This window comes from Pseudomonas sp. ADAK7 (genome assembly GCF_012935675.1).
Taxonomy (GTDB): domain Bacteria; phylum Pseudomonadota; class Gammaproteobacteria; order Pseudomonadales; family Pseudomonadaceae; genus Aquipseudomonas.
The window spans coordinates 1,945,330-1,969,240 of the sequence record NZ_CP052861.1 but is presented as its reverse complement, the minus strand read 5'-3'; the positions used below and the strand labels follow the sequence as shown (position 1 = coordinate 1,969,240).

Sequence of the window (23,911 nt, the reverse complement as noted above, 5' to 3'; positions counted from 1 at the left end):
GAGTGTCGATCGCCGTGCTTATCGGGAAATGCTGGCTACTCTCTAGTTGCCTCCATCACCCATAAAGAGCTGAGATGCAGATTCGACATCTTGCAGTGCGAAATTTCCGTGGAATTACTTCTCTTGATTGGTCTCCAAAGGGCCCGTTTGCTTGTTTGATTGGTGCAGGTGATTCTGGAAAATCCACCATTCTTGATGCGGTCGATGCCGCATTGAACTCGCGGTGGTTCAGCTTTGGTGATTCTGATTTTTTCGGGGGCAATACTACGGTTCCAATCTGCATTGAGGTAACCGTTGGTGAGCTCGCTACAGAGCTTAAAACGGATGGAAGATTTGGGTTGTATATCCGAGGCTGGACTGCAGAAGGGAGACTGCGCGACGAACCCGAAAACGCCGATGAAGCCGTCCTGACAGTACGGCTCACCGTCGATGCAACACTAGAACCTGTATGGGAGATCATCTGCGATCGGCTGACGGAGTCCCGTCAGATATCGAACCGAGACCGGGCCAAATTTGGATTGGTGAGATTATCGGGCGACGATGCCAAACAGCTGTCGTGGGGGCAGGGGTCTGTTCTTGCTAGACTAACGGGCGACAATAGCGAGGCAGCTGCTCGACTTGCGGATGCGTACCGCTCTGCCAAAGACAGCGCCAAGCTGCACGAGATTCCATCTTTGATGCAAGCGGCTGAGCTCGCGCAAGGGTACGCGAAGGGAATGGGTGCATATGTGACCTTCAATTACGCTCCCGGTCTCGAGCTAGGTAGGGCAGGGTTGTCGGCCGGCTCGATTGCGCTTCACGACGGATTTGTGCCGTTAAGGTTGGCCGGGCTGGGTACGCGACGATTGGCAAGTTTGGCCATCCAAAAGTCGGCCATCAGGGAAGGCGCGATTGTTCTCATTGATGAAATTGAACATGGCCTTGAGCCCCATCGCATCGTCGGAGCGCTGGCTCAATTAAAGTCGGATCAGATCGCTTCTGTCACCAATGCCCGACCCGTGGGGCAGGTGCTTCTCACAACACATTCCGAGGTTGCTCTAAGCGAGTGTGGTGTTGAAACCGTGAACGTTGTTCAAACGGACAAGATCACCCGAGCAGCGACCATCAATTCACCAGCCTTCCCTGATTCGATCCGGCCCTTGGTTCGATTTAATGGCAAAGCTCTGTTTGCTAAGCGTATCTTGGTGTGTGAGGGGATGACCGAAGTCGGGATCATCATGGGGTTTCGAGAAGTCCTAATCGAGCGCCATGCAAAGCCGATCGAACAACTGAGCGTCGCGTTGGCTGATGGCAACGGATCTCAGGCGACTTCCATGGCGCTTGGTCTTGCGAAGCTGGGTTACCAAACCGCGATGTTCATGGATTCGGATGTGCCGCTATCGCCTCCTGTCATTGAAGAACTTCGTAACGCTGAAATACAGATATTTGAGTACGGCGTCGGAACGCAGCTCAACACCGAGCAGGCAATATTTTTTCCAGCTTCGGATAGCGACGTTCAACGCTTACTGGAGGCCGCAAGGGTTAATCACAGTCATGACTCCATCAATGGGAGCCTGTTAGCAAAGCTTCCTGGTATGACTCATCAATCAATACAGGTGGATTTCAGTAGCTGGGCTGCCAACACGGGGCTGACGTCGGAGCAGTTACGCGCCATCGTGGCCGAGGTGGCCAAACGCAATAAGTGGTTCAAGGAACATCGCTATGGGAGGGAGATCGCTCCGATAGTGTGGAACATCATATGCGGTGATCACCAGTCCTATCTGACAAAGGTTGTCATGGCATTGGAGGCTTGGATTTATGCTGAGCCCCACTGATTTGTTGGTTACGCGCTCAGGCGCTGTGGTGGCGCCTGCCGGTCACGGCAAAACCGAGATTATCGCCTCATTGGCCGGCCTAGCAAAAAGATCTCTGATACTGACTCACACGCATGCGGGGGTGCACGCTATTCGTGATCGCATCAAAAGACTTGGTATCTCCAGCGCAATGGTTGCCGTCGATACCATTGCTGGTTGGTGTATGACCTATGCCCACGCGTTTCCAAAAGCCGCCAGCCCCTGCGAGGGGATGCCCAGAACTCCCGCAGAATGGGATCAGCTTTATCGGGGAGTCATCGCGGCTCTGAAGATCCAAGCAGTGCAAGATGTGCTTAAAGCGTCTTATGAGCGCGTGTTGATCGATGAGTATCAGGATTGCAACTTCCTGCAACATGAGCTTGCTGTCGAGCTTTCATCGATGATTCCGACGGTAATCTTCGGAGACCCGATGCAGGGGATCTTTGAGTTTGCCGGCGCGACGTTGAACTGGGAAGCCGAAATTCATCCGCATTTTCCCTATCAAGGAACGCTGGAGACGCCACACCGGTGGATTGGAAAAAACGAGGAACTGGGACGCTGGATTGCAGCCACTCGCATCCATCTTCAGCAAGGCGAACAAATAGATCTTCAGGACGCCCCCATTAAAGTTGTGAGTGCCAATGATGCTTTTGATATGGGAGCGTTGTTCGACGGGATCGATGACAAGACAGGGCTGCATGCGGCGATCCATTGCAATAAAACATTGTGCTACAGGATCGCCAGAGCGAGTGGGGGAGGATTTCAGGCAATTGAGGAAATAGCGGCTTCGCGACTACAAGCTTTTGCGAAACAGTGGGATGAGGCAACCATCTTGGCGCATCGTGTACAAGCGTTCACATCACTGCTGTCGGAGTGTATTCAAGTGATTCCTACGCTTCCCGGTCAAGTCCTGTGTCCGGAAGATTTGGCAATTAGCTTGGAAACGTTGATGCTGCAAAACACGCTCATGCAGGATAGCGGCACCGGAGCAATTCTGAAACTGTTGTCCATCGTTAAAAGGCGGTCTGACTTCAGATTGTTTCGCAGGGAAGTATGGCGTGATGCGGAACGTGCAGCCGGGGAGCTAGCAAACGGGAGAGCCGCGACAATGGAAGAGGCTGTGGCCATCGTCAAGCAATCGACCGCCAGAACAGGTCGCCTACTTCCACACCGTACCGTATCAACTCCCTTGCTATTGAAGGGGCTTGAGTTCGATCATGTTGTGATTCCTGACGCAAGTCACTTTGCAAATGAGCGGTTTGCTAGCGCCAAGCTTTTCTATGTTGCAATTTCAAGAGCCACGCAGTCGCTGACGATCACTTCTTCGCAACGTTACTTGAGGTTTCCGGCGCCCAGGAATTAGTGGCTTTCGTTGATCTTGAATAGCAGGGAAGGTAGCAGATCTGATTTTGGCATCGCGATTCCTCCAGGGAAAAAGGACAGCGTAGCAGTAGGAGAATTTGATGGGATCTTGTCGCTCGGCTAGGGAAGCGGGGAGCTTCTGGAGAGCCAGGCGAGCGTAGGCATCCAGTACGCAGCTACAGTCACCATTAGGAAAAACAAAAATGGTGTGGCGAAACGGCCTTTCCTGCCCTGCGTTGCGCCGTCCAGTAAGCCTGTCTGCGACGGTATGGAGTGCAAAGGGATTTCCCAGCATCGCAATCGAGTCATCGAAGCGAAAGCTGATGAAGATTTCGACGGCTCGACTGCGCTCCGGAAAGTCACTGCCAGTGATGTGGACGTCCGATTCAAAACTCGCTTGGTTGGAGTCGCCAAGGCGCGAGGAGGTTTTGGATAGCCTGGAGATGATGAAGTCTTGCTTCAATGCTCATTGATAGGGAACCTCACTTGGACTCTGTTGAGGTTACACCGGGCCAGCACCCCACTCATATTATTTGCAGCTAAGCCGATCTACCTGTTCAACCCAGTTGTCAGCTTCACTATGGCGCCGGCTGGATATGACAACCCTTAAACACCTTTATCTAGTGCGCCCAATCTCCGTAAGCGCTACTATTGGGAGGTCAAATCGGATTAACACGTTATCTGACTGGCGTAACGTATGATCTTCATCGTCAAGCACGACGTTTACGCTCTCGCTCGCAAAATCACCAACGTTCGTAACGAAACCCAGCCGGCCTGTTACCGGAGCATCAAGCTTGTAGGCAACTCCACGATCGTCGACGCAAGAGATACCTACAATGTCTATAAAACCGTAACGTTTATCGTCAGAAAGCCCTTTTCCTTTCCCCACGAATCGGCATCCGTCGCCTCGAAAAATTGTATCCATTGCAAAAGGCTTAAAGGGGCTCACCATAGAGAAAAGGAAGTATCTTTCAGTAATCGCGGTAGCGTCATCCAATGGGGCACGAGTCATTACTTTGGCGACCACATTCTCACTGCTTGGCTTGGCGTACTTGACTCCTTCTACTGAGGCCGCCTCGGTCACGTCCGTAAGTGAGTTATTGGGTGAGTAAATCCTGCGCCAGATATCACTTGGCGTAATGGAGTACCATCCCAGCAACGAGACAATACTGGAAACTAGTCCGATCATTGCAACGCTACGACCAAACAATTTCAATGAGCGGTGCTCTACGCAAAAGAACCACCAATCTCCCTTCCTCATGCATCGCCCGTTGCCACGGGTTCTCCCAAAGCATCGCCTCATTTGTCTTCTGTACACTCCGCAATGACATTGATTCAATCTTATACAATCGGCCCTTTGGGTTACTAGCCGGCTTGGCGTCAAGCTTACATGCTCAGAGCCCAGTGAGTAGTCGCTCAAGCTGTTCTCGCTCCCAGGCGCTCAATAGCTCGACAGGATCCGCTCCGTCGCGCTGCCAGAGTTTAAGTGTACCGACTCGGCCGTCAGGCTACCTCAGTATTCGCAGTAGTCTAGGGTGTCACAGTCATTGAATAGTGAGAGCCGCCATCCATCAATCTCCACGGGCATGAGGCCGTGGTAGATCTCATTCCATGACTGGGTGGAGCTTCGAGTCATGATGCGTTTGCCAAGCACGACATCCGTCAGCACCTGGCAGACCTCGAGGGCGGTGAGAGGGGAGGTTGTTCAAATCAGTTTCACTCCAGTGATTGCTTGCCTATCGCCTTAGCTATGCCGAAAAAGAGGTAATTCAGACAAGGCAGCACCGTAGGATGTCGACACTTGGCTTTCCACAGTAAGATGCTCTCTCAGAACGATGCCAGAGAAGGGACGCGATGGAACTCCAAGACCTGCTTGCAAGAGGCTACTTTCCCGTTCAGCTTCCTACCGGATTCAGCACTAAACAGCTTGCGGCCAATCTGAGTCATATCCAAGCGACCTGGGACGCCGAATTGGCCAAAAAAAAATCTGTGCTGTCACTAGGCGAGCGCTTCTCGGTTGCTAGATCGTCTTACAGCAGACGTATCACATCCATCATCAATCCGGTCAATTTTTATGGGCTAGCTAGAGATATTTGTGAGTACTGGCCCCGCATACAAGAACATTACGAAACGAGCAAAATATCCCGCAGCATCCCAGGGCCAGGGGGTAGCTTGCGGGCGATTGATCTGACCAAGTTCACAGATCTCTACGAGGAGCGCGTTCGGCAATCCGCAGGTGCGCGTTACGCTCTTGTCACGGACATCTCAAGCTATTTTCCAACGGTGTACACCCACACTATTCCTTGGGCTCTTCACACCAAAGCTGTCGCGAAGACGAATAAGAAGAAGACCGCACAACACTTCGGCAATATCCTCGACGGTCGATGCATGGGTACTCAGGACGGGCAAACTGTCGGGCTCCCTATTGGCCCAGATACCTCTCACATCATTGCCGAGATCATCGGCGTTTCCATCGATAAGGCGATCCACGAGGAACTTGGAGCTTGGCCAAAGGGCTTTCGGTACGTCGACGATTTCACGTTTTTCTTCAACCGGAGGGAGGAGGCGGAGAGGGCGCTTGCTGTAATCATAAAATGCGTAAGTTCGTTTGAGCTGCAGATCAATGCGTCCAAGACACGAATTGTGGAGGTGCGCGAGCTGGTGCAGGAATCATGGAAATACAGCCTTAAAAAGCTCCAGATTTCCGCGATGATCAGGCAGCAAAAGGACGACATCCATTATTACTTTGAGATGCTGTTCTCCTTGGAGTCGAGATTTAAAGATGAAAGCTTGGTGAAGTACGGCCTCAAACAGCTGTCATCCACCATCATCAAGATCCCGAACTGGCCCGTTGCCGAAGCCTATCTACTGAAGTGCGGCTACGGTTTTCCGAATACCTTGCAGGTAATTACCCAGATCCTCGCGACCTACCATCATCACGGATACCCGCTGAACCTCACCGCAATCACCGATTTCTGCAGCAACCTTTTGGAATCCGCCTCAGCGGCGAATCACCACAGTGAAACCGCGTGGCTTCTGTGGTTGAGTAAGGAAATCGGAATCACGCTCAAAGCATCACTAATCGAGCAAGTCTTGCGGGTTGAAAGTTCGGTATGTTCTCTCATCGCTCTTGACCTGTATCACCGCGGCCATGTAGATGACGTAATTGATGTATCGAACCTGCAAGCACTTGTGTCCCCCGAAGCACTTTATGGTGCCCACTGGCTGATGGCGTACGAGGGCGGACGAAGGCGATGGCTCGGCAATACCGATTTGTCGTTTATCCAGGGGCACCCCTGCTTCGGTGTGCTGCTGGCCGCAGGTGTCGGATTTTACAATCACGAAGCCAAGATTCCGCCCATCTTCGTTCTCAAAGCAACCGCGCAAGGTGAAGCCCGGTTTAACACGGACGAGGAAATCGATGACAACTTCGAATTCGATGACATGGATGAGGAGTATTTCGATTCATCAAGTCGGGACGAGGAGGATGAGGTCGAACCTAAGATAGACAAGGCAGGCGAGGATGGCGATCCACTGGAAGATCCCGATGATCTCTATTGATATCATCAAGCGAGTCATTGCGGCAGCCAGGGGCTAAGATCCCACAGAGCATTTGGCTGACCCTCGGGCTGCCGTCACACAGTGCCCGGCTTCATGACCTAACTCTCGAAGGACTGTTTTCCGAATTCCTCGACCGGATAGGGAGCCTACTGGGGGTGCAGCGGGGGCAGCAACGGAATGGATGAGCTTGCCGGTTCGAGGGCTGACTTCAAAGCACTCACTGGACATGTTGAGGACGAGGGTGGAGACGAGAGCCGTCTTCGATCTTATCGGTCGACTGGAGAGTGGCGTTCTCGTGTGAGATTCGATAGGCAGCCCCGTAGGGCTGCGGAGCTAAAGCTACTTTGCCTATCGCTCCTTCGGGCTTTAGCCCGGCTCAACATCACGTCTTTACGTTGCCTTTCGAAGTGTTAGATGGCGATTTGATTTACGATTTCTTTGGTCGAATGAAATATAAATGATTGGATCTTGGTTAATGAGTTGTCTTGCAATAACGGGGCGTGTTACTTGGGCGCTGAGGTTTGAAAAGGGAGCAGAGATTCATGGGCAATAATTCAACTTTTTGTGGTGGGGATCAGAGTTGGGCAAATGCATGTGTGGGTAATAACGGCAATCCTAGTTATGTGGAGTACTCTAAGGGCTTTTCCACAGCTGCTAATATGCTTCTAGATCAGGTTATCGATGATGGAGGCATACATTTATATGTTGATGAGTTGATTTATCCAATTTGCTTTAATATGAGGCACTCCGTAGAGCTAAGGTTGAAAGGCGCTATAGATGAACTTTTTGAAATTGCAGCGATTAAAGGCAGCTCTTTTGTGTTTGATTCCGCTACCTCGCATGATATTGGAATCATATGGGGGGCTTTTAAAACTGAATCGGAATTGCTTGATTCTCGATATGTTTCGTTAAATTCAGAAATCAATCAAATAATTTTAGATATTGCATCGGTCGATTCAACTGGCCAAACATTCCGATACCCTAATAGCAATGAAAGTCAAAAGCATTTAACAGAGGTTTCAATAATTAATATTATTGTCCTGAAAGAGAAGTTTGCAGAGTTGGAGCAGAGCCTCGATTTGCTCCATCGTCTGAATTTATGGTTGCGTGACGAATATCAGCAAGGGACTCATACGTCTAAGCTTTCACGTCCGAATTTTGATAAGGATATTCAAGGTTTAAAGGAAAGCTTTAGACATCTTATTCAGAAAACTAACGCTTTGGAAAATGTTCTCATTACCTTGTTCGCTCTTGGGAATGCATCGTTAGCAGAACTGCTGATAGCGCGCTATAGCTTTGCAAATAATTATTATTGGATTGAAAAGGCTAGATCAGGTGAGTTGTTTGGGTACCCTGACTTTGCAGGATATTGACGTAGCTTGTTTAGCGCTTGGAAGCTCTCGCTCTCGTATCAAAGGGGATAGTTGTCACTGCTGGCGAGCGACAGACATATGTTGCTTGTGCACATTAAGTGACTCGCCGTAATACCTTCAGCCGTCTCTATGCGCTGCGAGGTGTTACATCTCGGCTGTCCATGTCTGAAGAAACGGCGCCAATGTTCATCTCCTTAGGTGTTAGACACTCAGCGATAGCAAAGTTATGTACTTACCAGCCAGCATAATGAGTAACCATGTGGCCCCAGGCCGAGAGCGCCGACCCATTTCTGCGAAGGATATTCATTGCCTCTGCGGCAGGTATTTTGGTCGGACAGCCCCCTGTCAGATATGTTTTGTCTTGGCCCTGGTTGTACAAGTGCATGATCGTTAGAACCATGATCTGTTGCAGCGGCGACATTGCGCGATAATTTTTACGCATTGCTTTCAAGGATTCGGGGACAGGCTCTTCTCCGCCAGCCCAATTGAAGCCGCGAGGTCGCAAGTTGTAATGCCAGCCTGGACTGCCGTAGGCACGTTCGACGCGCTCAAAACACCCCTCAAGTGAGTAAGCCTCTACGATTCCCCACACTGCTTGCCCAAAAATATTTCCGCGCTCTGATGCGCTGGGGAACGTAGGAATGGAAGCTCCGCAAACCATCGCCAGTGCCGTATGCTCAGCACCGTCCATGCAGGGCACTTTATCCACCATATCGACCAACGCCCAGTTGGGAAAACGGCCAGCAGCGAACGTGGGGTTAACTGCCGCGTAGGCAGCAAGGGCGACTGGTTGTAGTGAGTGGTGGATGTAGGCTTGGCTGGCAGAGTGAACATCCGTGAATGTCCAAACACCTTCCGAAAGCTGATGGACACCAATTTCAAACAGAAGGCCTTGGGAATGGACAAAGTAGTTGTTGATCACGGTATCGATTCCCTTGTCATATTTGGTGCCCCATTGCCAATGTCCTTGTTAACGGGGGATCTATCTTCGATGTGCACAAACAGGGTTGATCGCTTTCCGGTTTCGTTGCGTATTGGTCTCGTCGTCGAGGCAAGCGGAGCGCGCAAGAGTGAGGATGGATGCCCGTAGGGCCGAGACGTAGGCGTTTGCGCCAGAGGCTCGGTTCACGACAGCCGACCCCTCCAAGGGCACGCACTAATGCAAGTCGTTCACTGGCCAAAATTCACGTCATCAATAAAACCAAAATCATAAGGATCGTGTGGCGTCTGAAGCTCTTCCTGAGGGGCTGGCCCGAAAATATTCACGGGATCCCACTCATCCCAAAACAAAAACATATCAGTCGTGTACTCGGTAATACCTAAGTCATTGGTCTCCAGGATTTCGGGGGCGTATTTTCTAAAAACACTGCCACTTTCGCATGTTTCATCTACAACAATATCCATAATAAATATTACTGTCCAAGATTCGTATATCACGAAAGAAGCAATATACTCCCAAGCGGTTACAAATTTTTTATATTGACGTTCGTTTAATTCGGAATCGTATGCGATGACAAGTGTGCCCTCAGAAACATGCAGCAGTTTCACAGGTGCAAGTATTTCTTTGATGATGGCTTGTTCAATCAAGTAAATTACTTGAGTGTCGGGAATACCTCCCCAAAGAACAGCAAATTTTTGCATGCATAGAGCGTCAAGGAGCTTGTGGTTAACATCTCTAACCTGCTGTGTGCTGAAGATAGTGTAAGACCCATCACCATATTCGTCGTGGGGATAGTCGTGTTCAGTATAAAGCACTCGGGAATAGATCATGTGCGCACCTTTTGGGAAAGCTACGGTAATGACAGCCGATGTGGAGTAGGCCAGTGCCTTTAATGAGGCGTTACCCTTCGGGCCAACGCATTAAGCTTTAGGCTTCCGATTATCCAGGTAGACGTAATACGGCGACATGAGACAATTGGAATGACCCATCATGTCTGCCCAATATTTATTTCGACTGGGCAGTGCTGAATAGCCTCAGGCTGACCATCCTTTTGTGATTGGCGAAACCACAGATCTTCATCGATAAACCCTATATCCGAGAAGTCATTTGAAGCCTTCAGATCATATTGCTCAATCCCCAAGCTATAGGATTCCAGAATTTCTTTCGCGACCTGCCAAAAGACGTAGTCGGAGTGTCCAGAATAGACCTCGTTAATGTTCGCGAAATCTACAATCAGCCGAATTGGGCTCATAGATATGACTCGTGTCCACAGTGACTCAATTTCTTGTAAGGTAACACTTGATACTCCACTGTTTAGAAAAAGGTAGAGAGAGTCTTCGTGTACGGCGATAAGCTTGACTGCCGACATCGCTCCCAGGAGGTATGCGCGCTCCAATACGGCGCTTGTATATGGATTCAACGGATTCGACGGATCGCCATACATGACTGGAAAGCTCTGCTTGGCTGCCCGTGGCATCATTTCAAGGTTAGGGGTTTTCCACTGTACGCAGCTAAATACCACATGATTTGGAGTGTCATGAGGCTCTACAGGATCGCTTTCAGGGTGAAAAATGTCTGAAAAGGACATATTGGCTTTTCTCCTGAGTGGTATCAGTTAATGAAGACAATACGAGGGGTTTGGTCAAGGTGAATGGACAAACGGTCGGCAGTTTTCCGACGGAATATCAGTATGTTAAGTCTATACTCATTGAATTTGACGCGGCTGCCGAAACGCGTTGTTGCAGCGAAAGGGGCAATGTCTGACAACCCTAGCGCCCCAGCAGATCTTCGTGCTCCTACCGACTCGAAGCCTCCCTGAAGCGATTGGTCGACTGATCCTGTAAGGCAGATGAATCTATTTGCTGAGCTTTTCAATGATCGACTCAAAACGACCAAAAATTTCTAATAGAGGTCGTAAGCGTCCGCCGAAGTCACTTGGCATTGAAGAAGGGGAAATCTATGGAGCAGTGAGCAAACCACCACAAAGCTACAACTGCTGATCACGGTGGATCAGCGACGCTCCTTGGGGATCCGGGTCATAACTGGATCGGCCTCGGTTTCACGAGACCGACCATATCAAGCAGCAACTAATTGCAGTTACCTGCCTTTCGATATCCTGCCGCCTGGGCTTCAGATTCAGAGTTAAAAGTTATTTGGTTTTTCGCAGACACCTGACCATAGCCAGGGCACCCCATCGAGAGGTGGTAGACCTGGCTTTTCCGATTGCCAATAATCGAAACTGCTCCGCTAGCACTTGCTAGGGTTGGCTGAGCGGGCGCTCGCGGTGGATTAACAGGAATGGCGCTGACTACCCCATCACCAACCGCCTTGTATCCTTGCGACCATCGACGCTCGCCAGTCACGAATGGATTGGCGTGCCCCATGATTGCCGCAATGCGACCATCCCGCTCTTTTTCCCACGCCGAAACCGGGAATTGCTTGTCCCAGGCCATCAGTAGCTGTTGCTGCTGCCGAGACATGCTGAGGTTATATCTGTCGAACATGTAAAAGGTTGTCCTCGCGACCAGCCCTTTGACCTCGTCACGTGGTTCCGCGGCTCGTTGATCGAAATCAACCCGCGTCTTGCACTGGCCATACTGCGGAGCGATTCCGGACGCCATACCGTAGTTGAAATTACTACGGTCGCCGTTCACCTCCCCAACAGATGGGTAGAGGTTGAACAAGTTTGCTTCCATTGCTCGAAACACAGGATCATCGTCCACACAGTGCTCGCGTCCACCGTTCTTCCAGCATTGGCGTTGGTTGCCAAATGTCCAGGCAGGAACTATGTGTTCCCACTCAGTCCGCTCTGCTCGATTCTCTTGCTTTCTGGCCTTAAGGCCGCATGAGTCAGCATCGATTCGACCACCTGATTTACCAACCCACGTCCATTTGCAGCCGCAATACAACTCGCCCATGGAGCTGTTTGCTTGGTCGAGGTAGATCTTCTGCTTCGCGATGACCTTGGCTTCGGAAAAAGTCGACGGAGGGCTTGAGAACGCGGAGGTGATTACCGAGAGGGTGAGGATTACTACTGACAGCAGTTTTTTCATTGGAAAGCTTAAGCATTGAGTGGGCGTGCATTATACGCAGGACTCCACGGCTAACCGCATAACAAGCTGATGAGGTTTAAGCGCGCATCTCCTTAGGCAGATACTACATCAGCCTTAGGGAAGAACTACCGACCTAATCTGAGGCGATTTGATGGCCCGCGGCGAAGATGAAATCTGCCAAAATCTAGCCCTCTAAATTGGCTATGCGACGGGATTTTATGCGGGTTTTTGGTATCACATTGGGGGCGATTCTAATTGCGGTGGCAGCATTACCTGCGCAAGCAAGAAATCTTGGCAAGAACGAACTCGAAATGTGTAGGTGGGGCGCAAGTGTGGCAGGCACTGCCCAGCAGCATAAGCTGTCTGGGACTACTCTATACAGTGCTCGAAGCAACCTAAAAAAAAGTAAGTATACGAAGCCATGGATGCTGAAAATGGCGCTAGGTATTACCGAGCAAACCTACAGAAGCAAATCGAAGCTCCACCCCTCAGCAGTGAAGAAAACGTATTACGATGGCTGTGTCAAACACGAAATGGCCAGAAGATAGCCTCAGCGGGGGAGCGCCACTCTTCGACAAATATGGCGCTCATCTAGCGCAGCCCCATTGACAGACATGCAGTAGTGATCATCTGCTTGGCTATTGTTATAAAGGGGGGAGTCACGGTAGCGACGATGTTAGTGTTGTCCAAACAAAGCCTGAATTTCAGCGGCTGAGGTATTAGTTGTGCCGCCGTTGTAAATAATTGGTCATCATTCCATGTGAAACAGTACATATATAGTAGGCTCGTCCCAGTAATCAGGGGAAGGATATGGAACTCTATTGTTTTTTGGTCTGCTCCCTCGGGTTTCTTTGGTGTTGGCAGTGTATTATGGTTGCTTGTTTTTAATGTTATTCAATGAGCTCATCATTTGCCGGAGCTGTATAGTGAGTCGCAAGTTCTTATCTTGGAGTTCGGCGTTTTCTGCCTTTAGGTTGTCAATAATTGCTATTAATTTTTTATGGCTGGTAATCATCTGATTTTCAATGGACTTTGTCAGTGCCTCGGAAAGCCTTAAATTGGTAAGTCGTTCAATTTCAGTTGCTCGAGCTCTATATTCTTTTAGAATTTCGGATTTTGTGAGCTTCTTGCCATAAGTATATTTTGTTGCTGAAGCAGATTTCCATAGCTCTTCCAGTGCAAGATTTTTTTCGGCGATGAGATTAATTATCTCTGGCTGACGTCTTTTGCTCAAAAGGCTTGGATCAACTCCACTATCCAGAGCAATCTTGCGTGCTACAATTCGGCGTTCTTTAATGGCCAATTTTTTATTGGTCTTAATGGAGTTATTGATATTTTCAAATGCCATGCATACGTTTTGATATAGCTTCCGCTTGGTATCGGATTTTATCCACTCAGGTTCCTGAGTTGGAGTCAAAGCAACAGTGTATTTATCAAGACTGAATTTCATATCGGCATTCTTTCGTCCAAGCGGCGCTCGATTTGTTTGACTACCTCGGAACTCATGCTGCCCATTACCTTTAAGGGGTGATTTTCAGCAATGAATTGATGCGATATTGCTATTCTCTCCAGTTCCAGCCTTTGTATGCTGTTATTCATGCTATGGGGGCATCCTGCGCATACCTCAGGGGCACCGCGTTGGTCGACGTTGGGTGTACCTGTTTCCCTATCATGACACTTCGCGATGTGCTGTTCATTCGCTCGAAGCGCACAATAACCCCATTCGAACGCAGTAAATCTCACAAATTGATCTGCCAATTCCTGGAGTTCAAATTCGAATTCATCTGCAGAAAGTACTGCGATTTTAGCCATATCTATCTCAATGCGTTTTGCCGCAGGCCCGTAAAAACGATCTTCAATGTTGCTCGCTGCAACTCGCGTCATTATTTCCTTTAGGTAATCCCGCTCCATGCTGATCCGAACAGATTCGCTCAGCTTGTTTCGTGTGTACCGACGCGTGTGATAAGAACCATATGAATGACGGAAGTGTTCCCGAATTTTGTCTAAGACATTTCCATCAAATCTTCTAAGTGCGAACTCTGCGAACGTATGGCGGGCTTGGTGGGGCGAGACTTCACTGTGTATATCGCCAGCTCCTGGGTATTTTCTGACCACATAGTTCTGGTAGAATTCTCTAAACCAACTCCGAAGCGCTAGCAGGCTATACCCTGCATCTTTTAACCACTCCTGCGGAGTAAGCCTTCCCCAGCCTCGTGCGAGAACAAAAGCCCCGGCTCTGTAACCACTGTGTATTAGAGGCAGATTTAATTCCTTAGTATCCACGGCGGATATATTTTTCATTAAAGTAGCAGCTTCAGCGGCGAGGCCGTGGAGGGAACGGGGATGAGAAAACCCCGCCTCTGTTTTGTTATTGTCAGACTTGAACCACCACGATCCGTCAGGCTCTTGTGTGTAGTCACTAATTCGCATTCCATGTATTTCAACTAACCGGAAACCACTTAGCAGAGCTATAACTGTCAGGGTTGCTTTGGATAGTTCATGGCAAAAGTCTCCTAGCTTCCCGACGTGACTCCAAGGCAGTCGATCAAAATGGGAAGAAGTTGAAGCATCGATTACCTCCCCTAGTTCCCTAGCAGATTCCTCCCAGTCCCTTTCAAAGCGTGTCAGAATATAATCTGGTGATTGCATTCTTCGATATAGTGCAAGCCTGTCTTTATCAGAGAACCAAGTTTGTACTTTGGTTTTCCGCTTACGCCACTGTTCAAAAAATATGGCAGCAATCTTTGCCTCGTCTGACTCTATCAATGTGATAGCTTCAGCGAGCATAAGTGATGCGCAGGTTAATGGTATCGAACCATAGCTGCCACCTTTTTTCCAAATGACATATTCTAAACCTAAGGGTTCCAGAAGAGGCTTCATTGCGCTTTTCCTAAAAGCCTCATTTATTCTATGAGTGATGCCATCAACGAGTTTTCCCGAATGTAAATAAGTGTTCATTCGATCAAAGATGGTGCTTAGCATTTTCATGGTTGAAAAGCCTAGTATTTCACCAGTATCTTCATTTTTAATTCTTTTAATCAAAAAAAACCGCATCATCTCTTGTAATTCAAATCTTGTAAGTGACTGAAGTGTTCTCTCAGGAAATACTTTTTCCCAGTATTCGCATATGTCGCGAAGGTAGGCGATCTCCTGACGTGCACTTGATAAACTGCTGACAACGATTCGGTTTTTATCGTCTGCGTATCCTCTGGATATTCCTCCCTCCAAAAAATACATTTGCGCATATACTTTCTTCGCCATAGAGCATTTCCACACAAAGCTCAGTGTGTAAAACTTACCTGTTAGCGGATCCTGAATCTGAAAGTAATCGTCTCCGTATTGATTCTGTATGGCTTCATTCTGTGGTTCCAAGGTTATTAGAGGAGCAGAGTTTCTTGGCATAGTGTCACCTTATGATCGGTTTGGGGAAGTTATGGCTTTTCAGAGTTTGTCTACCTTGCATGATGGTTTTGTAATCAAAGTTTTCAAGCACATATTCGATCCGTGCTGCTTGCATTGCGATAGCGAGAGCCTTTGAGTCGTCCTCGGTCGAGAGGAGACTTAGTTGGCTAATACACTCATCAAGGTAGCTAATCAACAGAGCTGCAGTGATTGGGTTGGTGATAATGAATGTCTGATTGTTTTTTTTCAATTGCCCAAATGGCGATATGGAAAAGCCAGATTTTTGAGCTGAAATTAGAAGTTCGTCAAACTCTTCAAGTTCTCCGGTGTCTCTGTTCTCCTCATCCCAACCGAGCATTATTTTTAGTTTGGCAACGCTTATGAAATGTTCTTGACGTACAGCTGCCTGGACTTTCCTTGCGTCCTCAACCATCAAGTGCCCCACGCTGCTTGCGAACGATGCCCGCTTGTCTAAGCGATACTTCGTTTCGCTGGCGTTGATATAGACGACCTGCTTCACGCCCGGAGAATGGGCCGTTGCATTCGCACCCACAACGTCTTGTGAATATTTTTCGAAAGCCTCGTTCGCAGGGTCGCTTCCGTCAGTATCTAAAATAGCCCTTGACTGGGCTACTGCGGTCACTGTGATGGTCTGTCGCTTGACGGGAGTAGAGCTCGTCCCACCTTGGGCTACGCGTTCTCGGCGAATTTTTTTATTGTTCCATATTGGGCGATTGTTCGTAGCAACTCGACGGGCAATGTCGGCAAATAGTTCGATTTCGTGATCTGCTTCCAATAGCGATGTATAGTTTGATGTTTGTTGGCAGGCAGCCATGATTAAGGGGCGGAATACAATGCTTTCCGTGCATTGAATGTTTGACGTAACTGGCAAATCAAAAAGCATGCTCCCTGAGTGAGGGAATAATTTTAGAAAATTTTTCTTAAGTTCATCAAACTCACAATAAGCTTTGTATTGCATTGAGTTTCTATGGTGCATGGGGACTTCGCGGATCGGTTGTACACTGCGTCCTTTAATAAAAATTGGTGAAGCGAAATTTGGAGTGATTCGAAGGTCTCCATGCTGCATATTAATGATGCCGTTCAGTTGAACTCTGTCTGTAGCAAGTAGCAAGGCAAAAGCAAATTCTTCGCTTGGTGTGTGCTTGACTAGAAATAAGTAATCGATATTGTGAAAATGGAGTTTTTTATGTGTGTTTCCTGGGGTGATGTCCACAAATCCTGATTTCTTTAGGCCTGCGTGAATTAGCCTATTTGCATCCACAATTGTTGTTTGAGTCCCTTTGTTGAATTGAGAATTTCTGAAGTCAAAATTATTATGTAGTAGTCTTTCTTTCAACTGTAGGCTTTCGCTACTGAGAATCGCCTCTGCTATTGGTTTATACAGCCTGCTGCGGTTAGATTTTTTTGTACTATACTTGAGCTTTTCCGCGTCGCCATTGCACTCAAAGATAATTTTATCTAGCTGATTTTTTACTTCTGGGTGGTTAATTAGTTGAGTTCGATGGTCATTCATTTGCTTAAGAAAATGACAGCAAAAACGGATTGTCGATCTTGTTAATTTTAGTTCATCTTTTACATTTTGGTCGGTGATTTGCCCTAAGCTTTCAACAGTCTTTCCAGATCTATTCGACACTGATGGGATGAATGCCTTCGCTTCTCTAATACGGGTTAAAGTTTCTGTTTGACTAGATTCACCACGATGCTCTTCTAAATACCATTCGAAAGTCGTTCGGTAAAAAGACATTTCTCCGCATATTGAGTTTTGCCGTAGTTTTTTATCTGTGCGCAAATGCCGTACGAAATCTTGCAGAAATGCGGCAGGTAAGGTTGAAGCATTTGGATATTCGGCAATCGCCCATTTCATTAGATTGTTAAATTTAAGAGTCTTAGCGTACGCATCGTGCAAAGAGTTTTCTTTAAATACACCGCTGTGAAAAAGTTTGATAAAGCATTGAGCAATGGGGCACGATTGCAGCTGATATGGTATCTCTACGCGACGGTGTTCCATCGGGCGGCCCATGCCAGATTTCAGCGCTACAATGGCAAATCTATCAGATGGCTCTAAGTTAGTTATATCTTTTGGAGCCAGCGATTCCAAGGTTGCCTTGGGATTCACGGGGGGGGCAATATGTTCATTCGTCAGGCTCATCATTCAGCGCTCGCCTTATTTTTTCACGACGATTAAGCTTTCCGTCGAAAACAACATATTCTTCTGTTGTTTCTTCGTCTTCATGTCCCATTTGTTCGGGGACATATTGCCATGGGTCATATCCGTGTTTGTAGCAAAAATCAACTAAGTTGGTGGCATACGTATGCCGTAGTGAGTGGAATGTTAATTTCATAAACGAAGGTTTACGAATGAAATGCATGTGTGCGTCTTTTTCATGAAGTGCAGTAATCACTTCTTCGATTTTTGCACTGGCGCAAATTTTTGCTGACCTAAATACGTAGGTTGCGTGTTCGAGTGATAATGGTGCGCCATTGCGTCTGCATATTAACGGCCCATCAGGTATGTTAGCTCTGTTTCCATCTAGGAATTTTTTGATTTTTACAAAAGCTCTCGGCGGTACGTCGATATTTCTAAGTTTTTCGCCTTTTCCAATAATCGGTATATTTATTGTTTTTTGTCCACAATCTACTGCGATAGCAATGAGCTTTCTCAGATCTGCGGTCAACAGATTTCGTGGGTCTGTGACTTCGCTTGTTCGTAAGCCACAGTGATAGCCTATATGCAAAACTAGTTCATCGCGCTCTTTTTCAAATGGGGCTTGAGCAATCACATTGCTTAGTAAATATTTAAATATGTCAATTGCTACATATTTGTTGTAGAGGTCGAAATTTACTTTTTTGTAGCTTTCGCCTTGCAATTTTAGATTGTTCGAGAGGTATGTATAGGAGAATGTTGGAGGGGTATCCAGAAAGCCAACGTTCCAAGAATGTTGGTAGAACATTTTTATTGTTGTTTTATGCCGCACAATCGAATTTTCGGTGAGTGATCTGGATTTTAGTAGGTGGCCGTATAGGTACCCTGACATGTCGCTGTCAGTGAGTTCTCTCCAATCCTGTCCATGATCCGAGAGAGCTTGGAAAAAGCCTTTCAAGTCATCGGCGGCGGCTTTAATCGTGTTTTGAAGCAAGCCACGCTGAGCTAGGGATAAGAGAAACACGGTGGGTGCAGACACGATGCTTTCTTCGGTGAATGGCCCATCTTTGAGGACTACATATGTGTTGAAGGTTCCACCTGACCAACTGATGCCCTCTACATAGCGAATTCGCACTCGTACACCCTCGAATTTTGAAGCGCCTGTACTCTTAACTCTGCTCACCGTCGTGATTGCGTTTATTACATGGGCATTTTATGTGTGTATCGCTAACGTTTTTCAGGCCAGTGATAAGTCATCTCTAGAGCTTTTTTGTATCGGCCACAATGTTCGTGCGAAGTGTTGAAGCAGGGCGGTTAATCGGTTTAATCGCAGACATGGCGCCCGGAACGTGTACTTCCTCAATAGCTTCTCTGATGAAGGTATTGCCCAGGGAGGGTATTACAGCTAAGCGCTGCATGGTTGCCTATGGAATCAATTCAAGATTTGGAATTTTCCACTGCAGCAGCGAAAGACCACGTGACAGTAAGCGTCCCCAATTTCTCTGAGATCACATTCTTGTTGATGCGGCATAGGTGATAAGGTCATTTTGGTTTCCCTCCTGAGTAGTAACAGTTGAAGACGGCTGGAGGGGATTAGTCAAGTCGATCGGACTAACGGTAGTGTTTGCCCGACGAAATAACAGTATATAAAAAGTATACCCATTGACTCTGGTTTGCTGGTTGCGGAAGAGCGCTTTGTTCGTGAAGTGAGAAACTTTTAATTACCCTCGCACCGCAATCATAGATGCAGAAAAGATTCTTGCTTGGATTCTTTATGAATGACTTAGTACAACAAAAAATATCCGAGCGTCACATTTGCAATCGTTCGGTGGACGTTATCTAGTGTGACTTAGACTACATTTGCTGAAGCGGCAATATATTAGATATGTTCGTAAACCTTCCAAATGATATAAGTGCCAAAAAGAAAATAATGAGTTTAGTCACGTTTAAAACATTTTCTCTAACCGTATGGCGCGGTCAGTGAGAGCCGTCCAATTTTGGGCATGATTAGAAAGTTTTGGGAAAACCCCTTTCAATCATCGGCGCCGGTTTTGCTGGGGTTTTATGCAGGCCACATTGAGCGAGGGATAGAAAAAGGTGCTTACTGAAGCGATTCTCTTTAAAAAGGGGCCCATTCTTGAGGTTGACCTATGTGCTTAGGGTTCCCCCTGATAACTGGCGCACACTACGTATTGAATGTGTACTGTTGACCCCCTAACTTTCCGAAGCGCCTGTTCTTCTTGCTTCGAGGCTTCGTAGCGGTGTGTGTCAACGTTTCGTTAGGACTGGTGCTCTCCCGTATAAACCTCACCGATGCTCGGCACCAGGTTGTGCAAATCGGCCTCGGCCTTTTGATAAACCGGATCGTAACGCGTGCAGTTTTTGCGTCCGCCCGATTGCCAGCACTGGCGTTGATGGCCGATCTGCCACGCCGGAACAATGTGTTCCCACTCGATGCGGGCGGCACGCTTGGCACTTTTGCGCGGCACATAACCGCAGGCGGCGAGGTCCACCTTGTTACCGGTGTATTTGCAGCCGCAATAAAACTCGGTGGATTGCGGAGCGTAGAGTTTCCAGGCGACTTTCTTGGCTTCGTTAAAGGTACGTGGCGCGGCAGCCTGGGCGCCCATGGCGGTGAACAGCAGCAGTAGAGCGAAACAACGGACACTCATTGACTCAATCTTCCTTCGGCACAACCCAGAAAATCTGCACACCGCCATCGTCGCGGTAGGCGAGGGTGACGTTATCGTTCTCGTCGATTTCTTCGAGCAGTTGTTCCCACTCATCCACCGGTTCGTCGGGCAGGCGAAAGATCAGGGCTGCTTTGGCTTTCTGGGCACTTTGGGAATTGATGATTTTTTGGACGCGAACGCCCATGCGTTGATAGGAGTCAGGAGAGGCGGAAGTGGAGGCCACGGAATTACCCTTATTAAGCTGTACGTGCATACAGTATTTAACTGTAGGCATTTTCGCAACTGCTTAAAATTCAAGAAAATCGTCTGACAGCGATTTTTTCCGTTTGGTGTAGGACGTTTTGAGATTTTTGTCGGACGGCGGCCACTCACCAGAGACTGGTAAGTGGCGTAAGCAGTGCCCGACCGGAACCGGTCGGGCGAGGGCGAATCAGTATTCCCAGAACATCCGTTGCAGCTCTTTGCTGTCGTTGGTCTTGGTCAGCGCGACCATGGCCAGGATGCGCGCCTTCTGTGGGTTCAGGTCATGCGCCACCACCCAGTCGTACTTGTCGTCAGGCTGTTCAGCGTTACGCAGCACGAAGCCGCCGGCGTTGACGTGGGACGAGCGGATGATTTGCACGCCATCCTTGCGCAGGGCCTGCAGGGTTGGCACGACGCGCGAGGACACCGAACCGTTGCCGGTGCCGGCGTGGATGATCGCTTTGGCGCCCGATTGCGCCAGGGCTTTGTAGGCGGTATCGCTGACGTTGCCATAGGAATAGGCGATTTCTACGTCAGGCAGGCTCTTGATGGTTTTGATGTCGAATTCCGAGTCCATGGTGTGACGCTTGGCCGGCAGGCGGAACCAGTAGGATTTGCCTTCGACCACCATGCCCAGCGGGCCCCAGGCACTTTTGAAGGCCTCGGTCTTGATGTTGATCATTTTGCTGACGTCGCGACCGGACTGGATTTCATCGTTCATGGTCACCAGCACACCTTTGCCGCGCGCTTCTTTGCTGCTGGCCACGGCCACGGCGTTATACAGGTTCAACATGCCATCGGCCGACATCGCGGTGCCTGGACGCATGGAGCCGACCACGATGATCGGCTTGTCGGTTTTTTCCACCAGGTTCAGGAAGTAGGCGGTTTCTTCCAGGGTGTCGGTGCCGTGGGTGATGACGATGCCATCGACGTCTTTGCTGTCGGCCAATTCCGCCACGCGGCGACCCAGTTGCAACAGGTTGTCGTTGGTGATGCTTTCCGAGGCGATCTGCATGACTTGTTCGCCACGCACGTTAGCCAACTGGCTGAGTTCAGGCACGCCGGCGATCAGTTGCTCGATACCGACCTTGGCCGCCTGGTAGGTGGCACTGTTGGCCGCGCTGGCGCCAGCGCCGGCAATGGTGCCGCCGGTGGCCAGGATCACCACGTTCGCCAGTTTCTGTTGGGTTTCGGCTTCTTTCGCCTGAAGGGCGGTGGGCAGGAGCAGCAGGAGGGCCAAAGCGCCCGGAATAAAGGTGTTGAAAGCAGATTTCATTATTTTCTCTCTAGTAGTGACGGTGCTGATGCAGGTTCATCTAGATACGCCCCGGCAGATCTGAACGCCTGGGGTGCACGAGAAGGAGCAGGATCTGTACCAGCTGTACTGTGCATGAGGGAAAACTTTAACCTGATGATTTATATCAGTATTTAAGTGGTTGGTAACAAGGTTAAACGACCTGTTGTCCGGGTTTCCGAATACGTTGAGTATTTGCGTTCGGTTCTCCGAAAGGGCCTACGGACTTTGTTGATTAATCGCCTGGCCGGATTTCGAATCAGTGCTAAAGAAAATCCCGCGCAGGTCGATGGCTCTTCAAAGGAATCTTTTTTTCAGGAGTTCACATGTCGTTATCAGTCGGTCTTCCCAACGCTGCAGGCGTCACCATTGGCGGCAAATCCGCAGCGACGATCCGGGCGCTGAACGATGCCGCGCAGGCCGAGGCAGACAAAGCACTTGGCACTAAGGAAGACGACGGCAAGGTAGTCAAGACCGGTCCTGTAGGCTTGGATAAGAATGCCGATACGAAGGCCGCAGCCGAGGCCGCTGATAACCAGAGCGTGGCGGTAAAAGTCCTGCTCAAGCGCATGCAAGAGTTGCAACAGCTACTGCGCGAGCAACAACAGCAATTGGCCGCAGCCCAAGCGGCGTCTTATCCGACGCCGGAAATCAAGGCTGCCGCGCTGATGGCGATTCAAGGGCAGATCGCCGCGACTAGCGGCGCCTTGCTGGAAGTGTCCGCCGCTCTGGTCAAGGAATTGTCCAAGGGTGCCAGCACCGGGTCGGTGGTCGATACCACGGCGTAAGGCCAATGCTCGGCTTTTACCAGGCAGCGCACAAAATGGTCGTTTCTGATCGTTGACAAATCCCGGCAGGGTTCGCATAGTTCGATCTACGCAAACGTTTGCGCGGCAGTCGTGGTGGCTCGATCCATCGACGAACGCCCTGTAGCCTACGCCAGCGCAAGCGTTGCTCACAATAATCATAAGATCGGAGTGAACCCATGAAGCTGCCATTCGCTGGACGTCTTCTCGCTGTCGCTATGCTGGCTGCCGCATCCGCCGCTTTGCCCCTCTCTTCGGCTTTCGCCGACACTGAAAAACCTAAAGTCGCGCTGGTCATGAAATCTCTGGCCAACGAATTCTTCCTGACCATGGAAGACGGCGCCAAGGCCTATCAGAAAGACCACACCGCCGACTTCGACCTGATCTCCAACGGCATCAAGGACGAAACGGACACCGCTGGCCAAACGCGCATCGTCGAGCAAATGATCCTGGCCAAGGTCAACGCGCTGGTCATCGCACCGGCTGATTCCAAGGCCATGGTTCCCGTGATCAAGAAAGCCGTCGATGCCGGTATCACCGTGATCAACATCGATAATCAACTCGATCCGGCTGTGGTCAAAAGCAAGAACATCACCGTTCCGTTCGTAGGCCCGGACAACCGCAAAGGTGCGCGTCTGGTCGGCGAGTACCTGGCCAAGCAACTGAAGGCCGGTGACGAAGTCGGCATCATCGAAGGCGTGTCCACCACCACCAACGCCCAACAGCGCACCGCGGGTTTCAAGGACGCGATGGAAGCGGCGAATATCAAAGTCGTATCGCTGCAGTCCGGTGACTGGGAGATCGACAAAGGCAACAAGGTTGCCGCCTCGATCCTCAGCGAATACCCGGAAGTCAAAGCCCTGCTGGCCGGTAACGACAGCATGGCCGTCGGCGCTGTGTCCGCCGTCCGTGCCGCGGGCAAGGCTGGCAAAGTGCAAGTGGTCGGCTACGACAACATCAACGCCATCAAGCCGATGCTCAAGGATGGTCGCGTCCTGGCCACCGCTGACCAGTTTGCCGCCAAGCAAGCCGTGTTCGGTATCGAGACTGCGCTGAAAATCATCAAGGGCGAGAAAGTCGACAGCGGCACCAACGGCGTAATCGAAACTCCGGTAGAGCTGGTTACCAAGTAGTCCTTCTGGCGACACAACGGCGCTCGCCCGTCCGGGCGAGCGCATGGAGAGTTTT

Annotated in this window: 18 protein-coding genes and 2 pseudogenes; 6 read left to right on the top strand and 14 right to left on the bottom strand. The window is 49.4% G+C overall.

The features are described 5' to 3' along the window. The first annotated feature begins 74 nt into the window (after positions 1-74). A complete protein-coding gene (locus HKK53_RS09060; protein WP_169370535.1) occupies positions 75-1,814 on the top strand; it encodes an ATP-dependent nuclease in 1,740 nt (579 codons plus the stop codon). After that, positions 1,798-3,195, top strand: coding sequence for a UvrD-helicase domain-containing protein (locus HKK53_RS09055; protein ID WP_169370534.1), 1,398 nt, complete (start codon positions 1,798-1,800; stop codon positions 3,193-3,195). Before HKK53_RS09060 ends, HKK53_RS09055 begins: the two co-directional genes overlap by 17 nt. 615 nt (positions 3,196-3,810) lie before the next feature. Here HKK53_RS09055 and HKK53_RS09050 read toward each other — a convergent pair. The 3 genes and pseudogenes from HKK53_RS09050 to HKK53_RS32955 form a co-directional block, all read right to left on the bottom strand. Then, a complete protein-coding gene (locus HKK53_RS09050; protein WP_169370533.1) occupies positions 3,811-4,410 on the bottom strand; it encodes a hypothetical protein in 600 nt (199 codons plus the stop codon). Between the two features lie 178 nt (positions 4,411-4,588). Continuing rightward, a pseudogene (locus HKK53_RS32960) lies at positions 4,589-4,654 on the bottom strand (DUF7693 family protein); the annotation flags it as partial. A 53-nt stretch (positions 4,655-4,707) separates the two neighbouring features. Next, positions 4,708-4,830, bottom strand: a complete 123-nt coding sequence (locus HKK53_RS32955; RefSeq protein WP_442962289.1) for a DUF7693 family protein — start codon at positions 4,828-4,830, stop codon at positions 4,708-4,710. 218 nt (positions 4,831-5,048) lie between these two features. Between HKK53_RS32955 and HKK53_RS09045 the strand changes: the two genes are divergently transcribed. Both HKK53_RS09045 and HKK53_RS09035 read left to right on the top strand, forming a co-directional pair. Beyond that, positions 5,049-6,755, top strand: a complete 1,707-nt coding sequence (locus HKK53_RS09045) for an RNA-directed DNA polymerase (RefSeq protein ID WP_169370532.1) — start codon at positions 5,049-5,051, stop codon at positions 6,753-6,755. 542 nt (positions 6,756-7,297) lie between these two features. Beyond that, entirely contained in the window at positions 7,298-8,128 is an 831-nt protein-coding gene (locus tag HKK53_RS09035; RefSeq protein WP_169370530.1) for a hypothetical protein, read from the top strand. A gap of 232 nt (positions 8,129-8,360) precedes the next feature. On the opposite strand, the gene HKK53_RS09030 is transcribed toward HKK53_RS09035, so the two are convergent. The 11 genes and pseudogenes from HKK53_RS09030 to HKK53_RS08980 all read right to left on the bottom strand — a co-directional run bounded on the left by HKK53_RS09030 (position 8,361) and on the right by HKK53_RS08980 (position 21,899). Next, complete coding sequence (locus HKK53_RS09030) at positions 8,361-9,050, bottom strand: hypothetical protein (protein WP_169370529.1); 690 nt, start codon at positions 9,048-9,050, stop codon at positions 8,361-8,363. Between the two features lie 248 nt (positions 9,051-9,298). Then, entirely contained in the window at positions 9,299-9,898 is a 600-nt protein-coding gene (locus tag HKK53_RS09025) for a hypothetical protein (RefSeq protein WP_169370528.1), read from the bottom strand. Between the two features lie 158 nt (positions 9,899-10,056). After that, a complete protein-coding gene (locus tag HKK53_RS09020) occupies positions 10,057-10,656 on the bottom strand; it encodes a hypothetical protein (RefSeq protein ID WP_169370527.1) in 600 nt (199 codons plus the stop codon). A gap of 499 nt (positions 10,657-11,155) precedes the next feature. Next, entirely contained in the window at positions 11,156-12,121 is a 966-nt protein-coding gene (locus HKK53_RS09015; RefSeq protein WP_169370526.1) for an endonuclease, read from the bottom strand. A gap of 868 nt (positions 12,122-12,989) precedes the next feature. Next, positions 12,990-13,571 (bottom strand): hypothetical protein, encoded by a 582-nt coding sequence (locus tag HKK53_RS09010; protein ID WP_169370525.1) that lies wholly within the window; start codon positions 13,569-13,571, stop codon positions 12,990-12,992. Next, on the bottom strand, positions 13,568-15,382 hold the full coding sequence (locus tag HKK53_RS09005) for a hypothetical protein (RefSeq protein WP_169370524.1): 1,815 nt from the start codon (positions 15,380-15,382) through the stop codon (positions 13,568-13,570). The genes HKK53_RS09010 and HKK53_RS09005 overlap by 4 nt, the downstream gene beginning before the upstream one ends. A gap of 145 nt (positions 15,383-15,527) precedes the next feature. Further along, entirely contained in the window at positions 15,528-17,696 is a 2,169-nt protein-coding gene (locus HKK53_RS09000) for a hypothetical protein (RefSeq protein ID WP_169370523.1), read from the bottom strand. Further along, positions 17,677-18,726, bottom strand: coding sequence for a tyrosine-type recombinase/integrase (locus HKK53_RS08995; RefSeq protein WP_169370522.1), 1,050 nt, complete (start codon positions 18,724-18,726; stop codon positions 17,677-17,679). Before HKK53_RS08995 ends, HKK53_RS09000 begins: the two co-directional genes overlap by 20 nt. A 1,264-nt stretch (positions 18,727-19,990) precedes the next feature. Further along, positions 19,991-20,359, bottom strand: a pseudogene (locus HKK53_RS08990) (endonuclease); the annotation flags it as partial. 4 nt (positions 20,360-20,363) lie between these two features. Next, positions 20,364-20,654 (bottom strand): DUF1654 domain-containing protein, encoded by a 291-nt coding sequence (locus HKK53_RS08985; RefSeq protein ID WP_169370521.1) that lies wholly within the window; start codon positions 20,652-20,654, stop codon positions 20,364-20,366. A gap of 156 nt (positions 20,655-20,810) precedes the next feature. Continuing rightward, the gene (locus HKK53_RS08980) at positions 20,811-21,899 is read right to left on the bottom strand and encodes an asparaginase (RefSeq protein WP_133836993.1); all 1,089 of its coding nucleotides are present in this window, start codon (positions 21,897-21,899) and stop codon (positions 20,811-20,813) included. A gap of 344 nt (positions 21,900-22,243) precedes the next feature. On the opposite strand from HKK53_RS08980, the gene HKK53_RS08975 reads away from it, so the two are divergent. Together HKK53_RS08975 and HKK53_RS08970 are read left to right on the top strand one after the other, a co-directional pair. Continuing rightward, on the top strand, positions 22,244-22,705 hold the full coding sequence (locus tag HKK53_RS08975; protein WP_169370520.1) for a hypothetical protein: 462 nt from the start codon (positions 22,244-22,246) through the stop codon (positions 22,703-22,705). A 197-nt stretch (positions 22,706-22,902) separates the two neighbouring features. Next, positions 22,903-23,856, top strand: a complete 954-nt coding sequence (locus tag HKK53_RS08970; RefSeq protein ID WP_149658835.1) for a sugar ABC transporter substrate-binding protein — start codon at positions 22,903-22,905, stop codon at positions 23,854-23,856. Positions 23,857-23,911: the final 55 nt, after the last annotated feature.

Excerpts from the sequence above, each read along its gene's own strand:
- HKK53_RS08975 (WP_169370520.1), top strand. The coding sequence starts at position 22,244 with ATGTCGTTATCAGTCGGTCTTCCCAACGCTGCAGGCGTCACCATTGGC.
- HKK53_RS08980 (WP_133836993.1), bottom strand. The coding sequence starts at position 21,899 with ATGAAATCTGCTTTCAACACCTTTATTCCGGGCGCTTTGGCCCTCCTG.
- HKK53_RS09000 (WP_169370523.1), bottom strand. The coding sequence starts at position 17,696 with ATGATGAGCCTGACGAATGAACATATTGCCCCCCCCGTGAATCCCAAG.
- HKK53_RS08970 (WP_149658835.1), top strand. The coding sequence starts at position 22,903 with ATGAAGCTGCCATTCGCTGGACGTCTTCTCGCTGTCGCTATGCTGGCT.
- HKK53_RS08985 (WP_169370521.1), bottom strand. The coding sequence starts at position 20,654 with ATGCCTACAGTTAAATACTGTATGCACGTACAGCTTAATAAGGGTAAT.
- HKK53_RS09025 (WP_169370528.1), bottom strand. The coding sequence starts at position 9,898 with ATGATCTATTCCCGAGTGCTTTATACTGAACACGACTATCCCCACGAC.
- HKK53_RS09035 (WP_169370530.1), top strand. The coding sequence starts at position 7,298 with ATGGGCAATAATTCAACTTTTTGTGGTGGGGATCAGAGTTGGGCAAAT.
- HKK53_RS09015 (WP_169370526.1), bottom strand. The coding sequence starts at position 12,121 with ATGAAAAAACTGCTGTCAGTAGTAATCCTCACCCTCTCGGTAATCACC.
- HKK53_RS09060 (WP_169370535.1), top strand. The coding sequence starts at position 75 with ATGCAGATTCGACATCTTGCAGTGCGAAATTTCCGTGGAATTACTTCT.
- HKK53_RS09045 (WP_169370532.1), top strand. The coding sequence starts at position 5,049 with ATGGAACTCCAAGACCTGCTTGCAAGAGGCTACTTTCCCGTTCAGCTT.
- HKK53_RS32955 (WP_442962289.1), bottom strand. The coding sequence starts at position 4,830 with ATGACTCGAAGCTCCACCCAGTCATGGAATGAGATCTACCACGGCCTC.
- HKK53_RS09055 (WP_169370534.1), top strand. The coding sequence starts at position 1,798 with ATGCTGAGCCCCACTGATTTGTTGGTTACGCGCTCAGGCGCTGTGGTG.
- HKK53_RS09020 (WP_169370527.1), bottom strand. The coding sequence starts at position 10,656 with ATGTCCTTTTCAGACATTTTTCACCCTGAAAGCGATCCTGTAGAGCCT.
- HKK53_RS09010 (WP_169370525.1), bottom strand. The coding sequence starts at position 13,571 with ATGAAATTCAGTCTTGATAAATACACTGTTGCTTTGACTCCAACTCAG.
- HKK53_RS09005 (WP_169370524.1), bottom strand. The coding sequence starts at position 15,382 with ATGGCGAAGAAAGTATATGCGCAAATGTATTTTTTGGAGGGAGGAATA.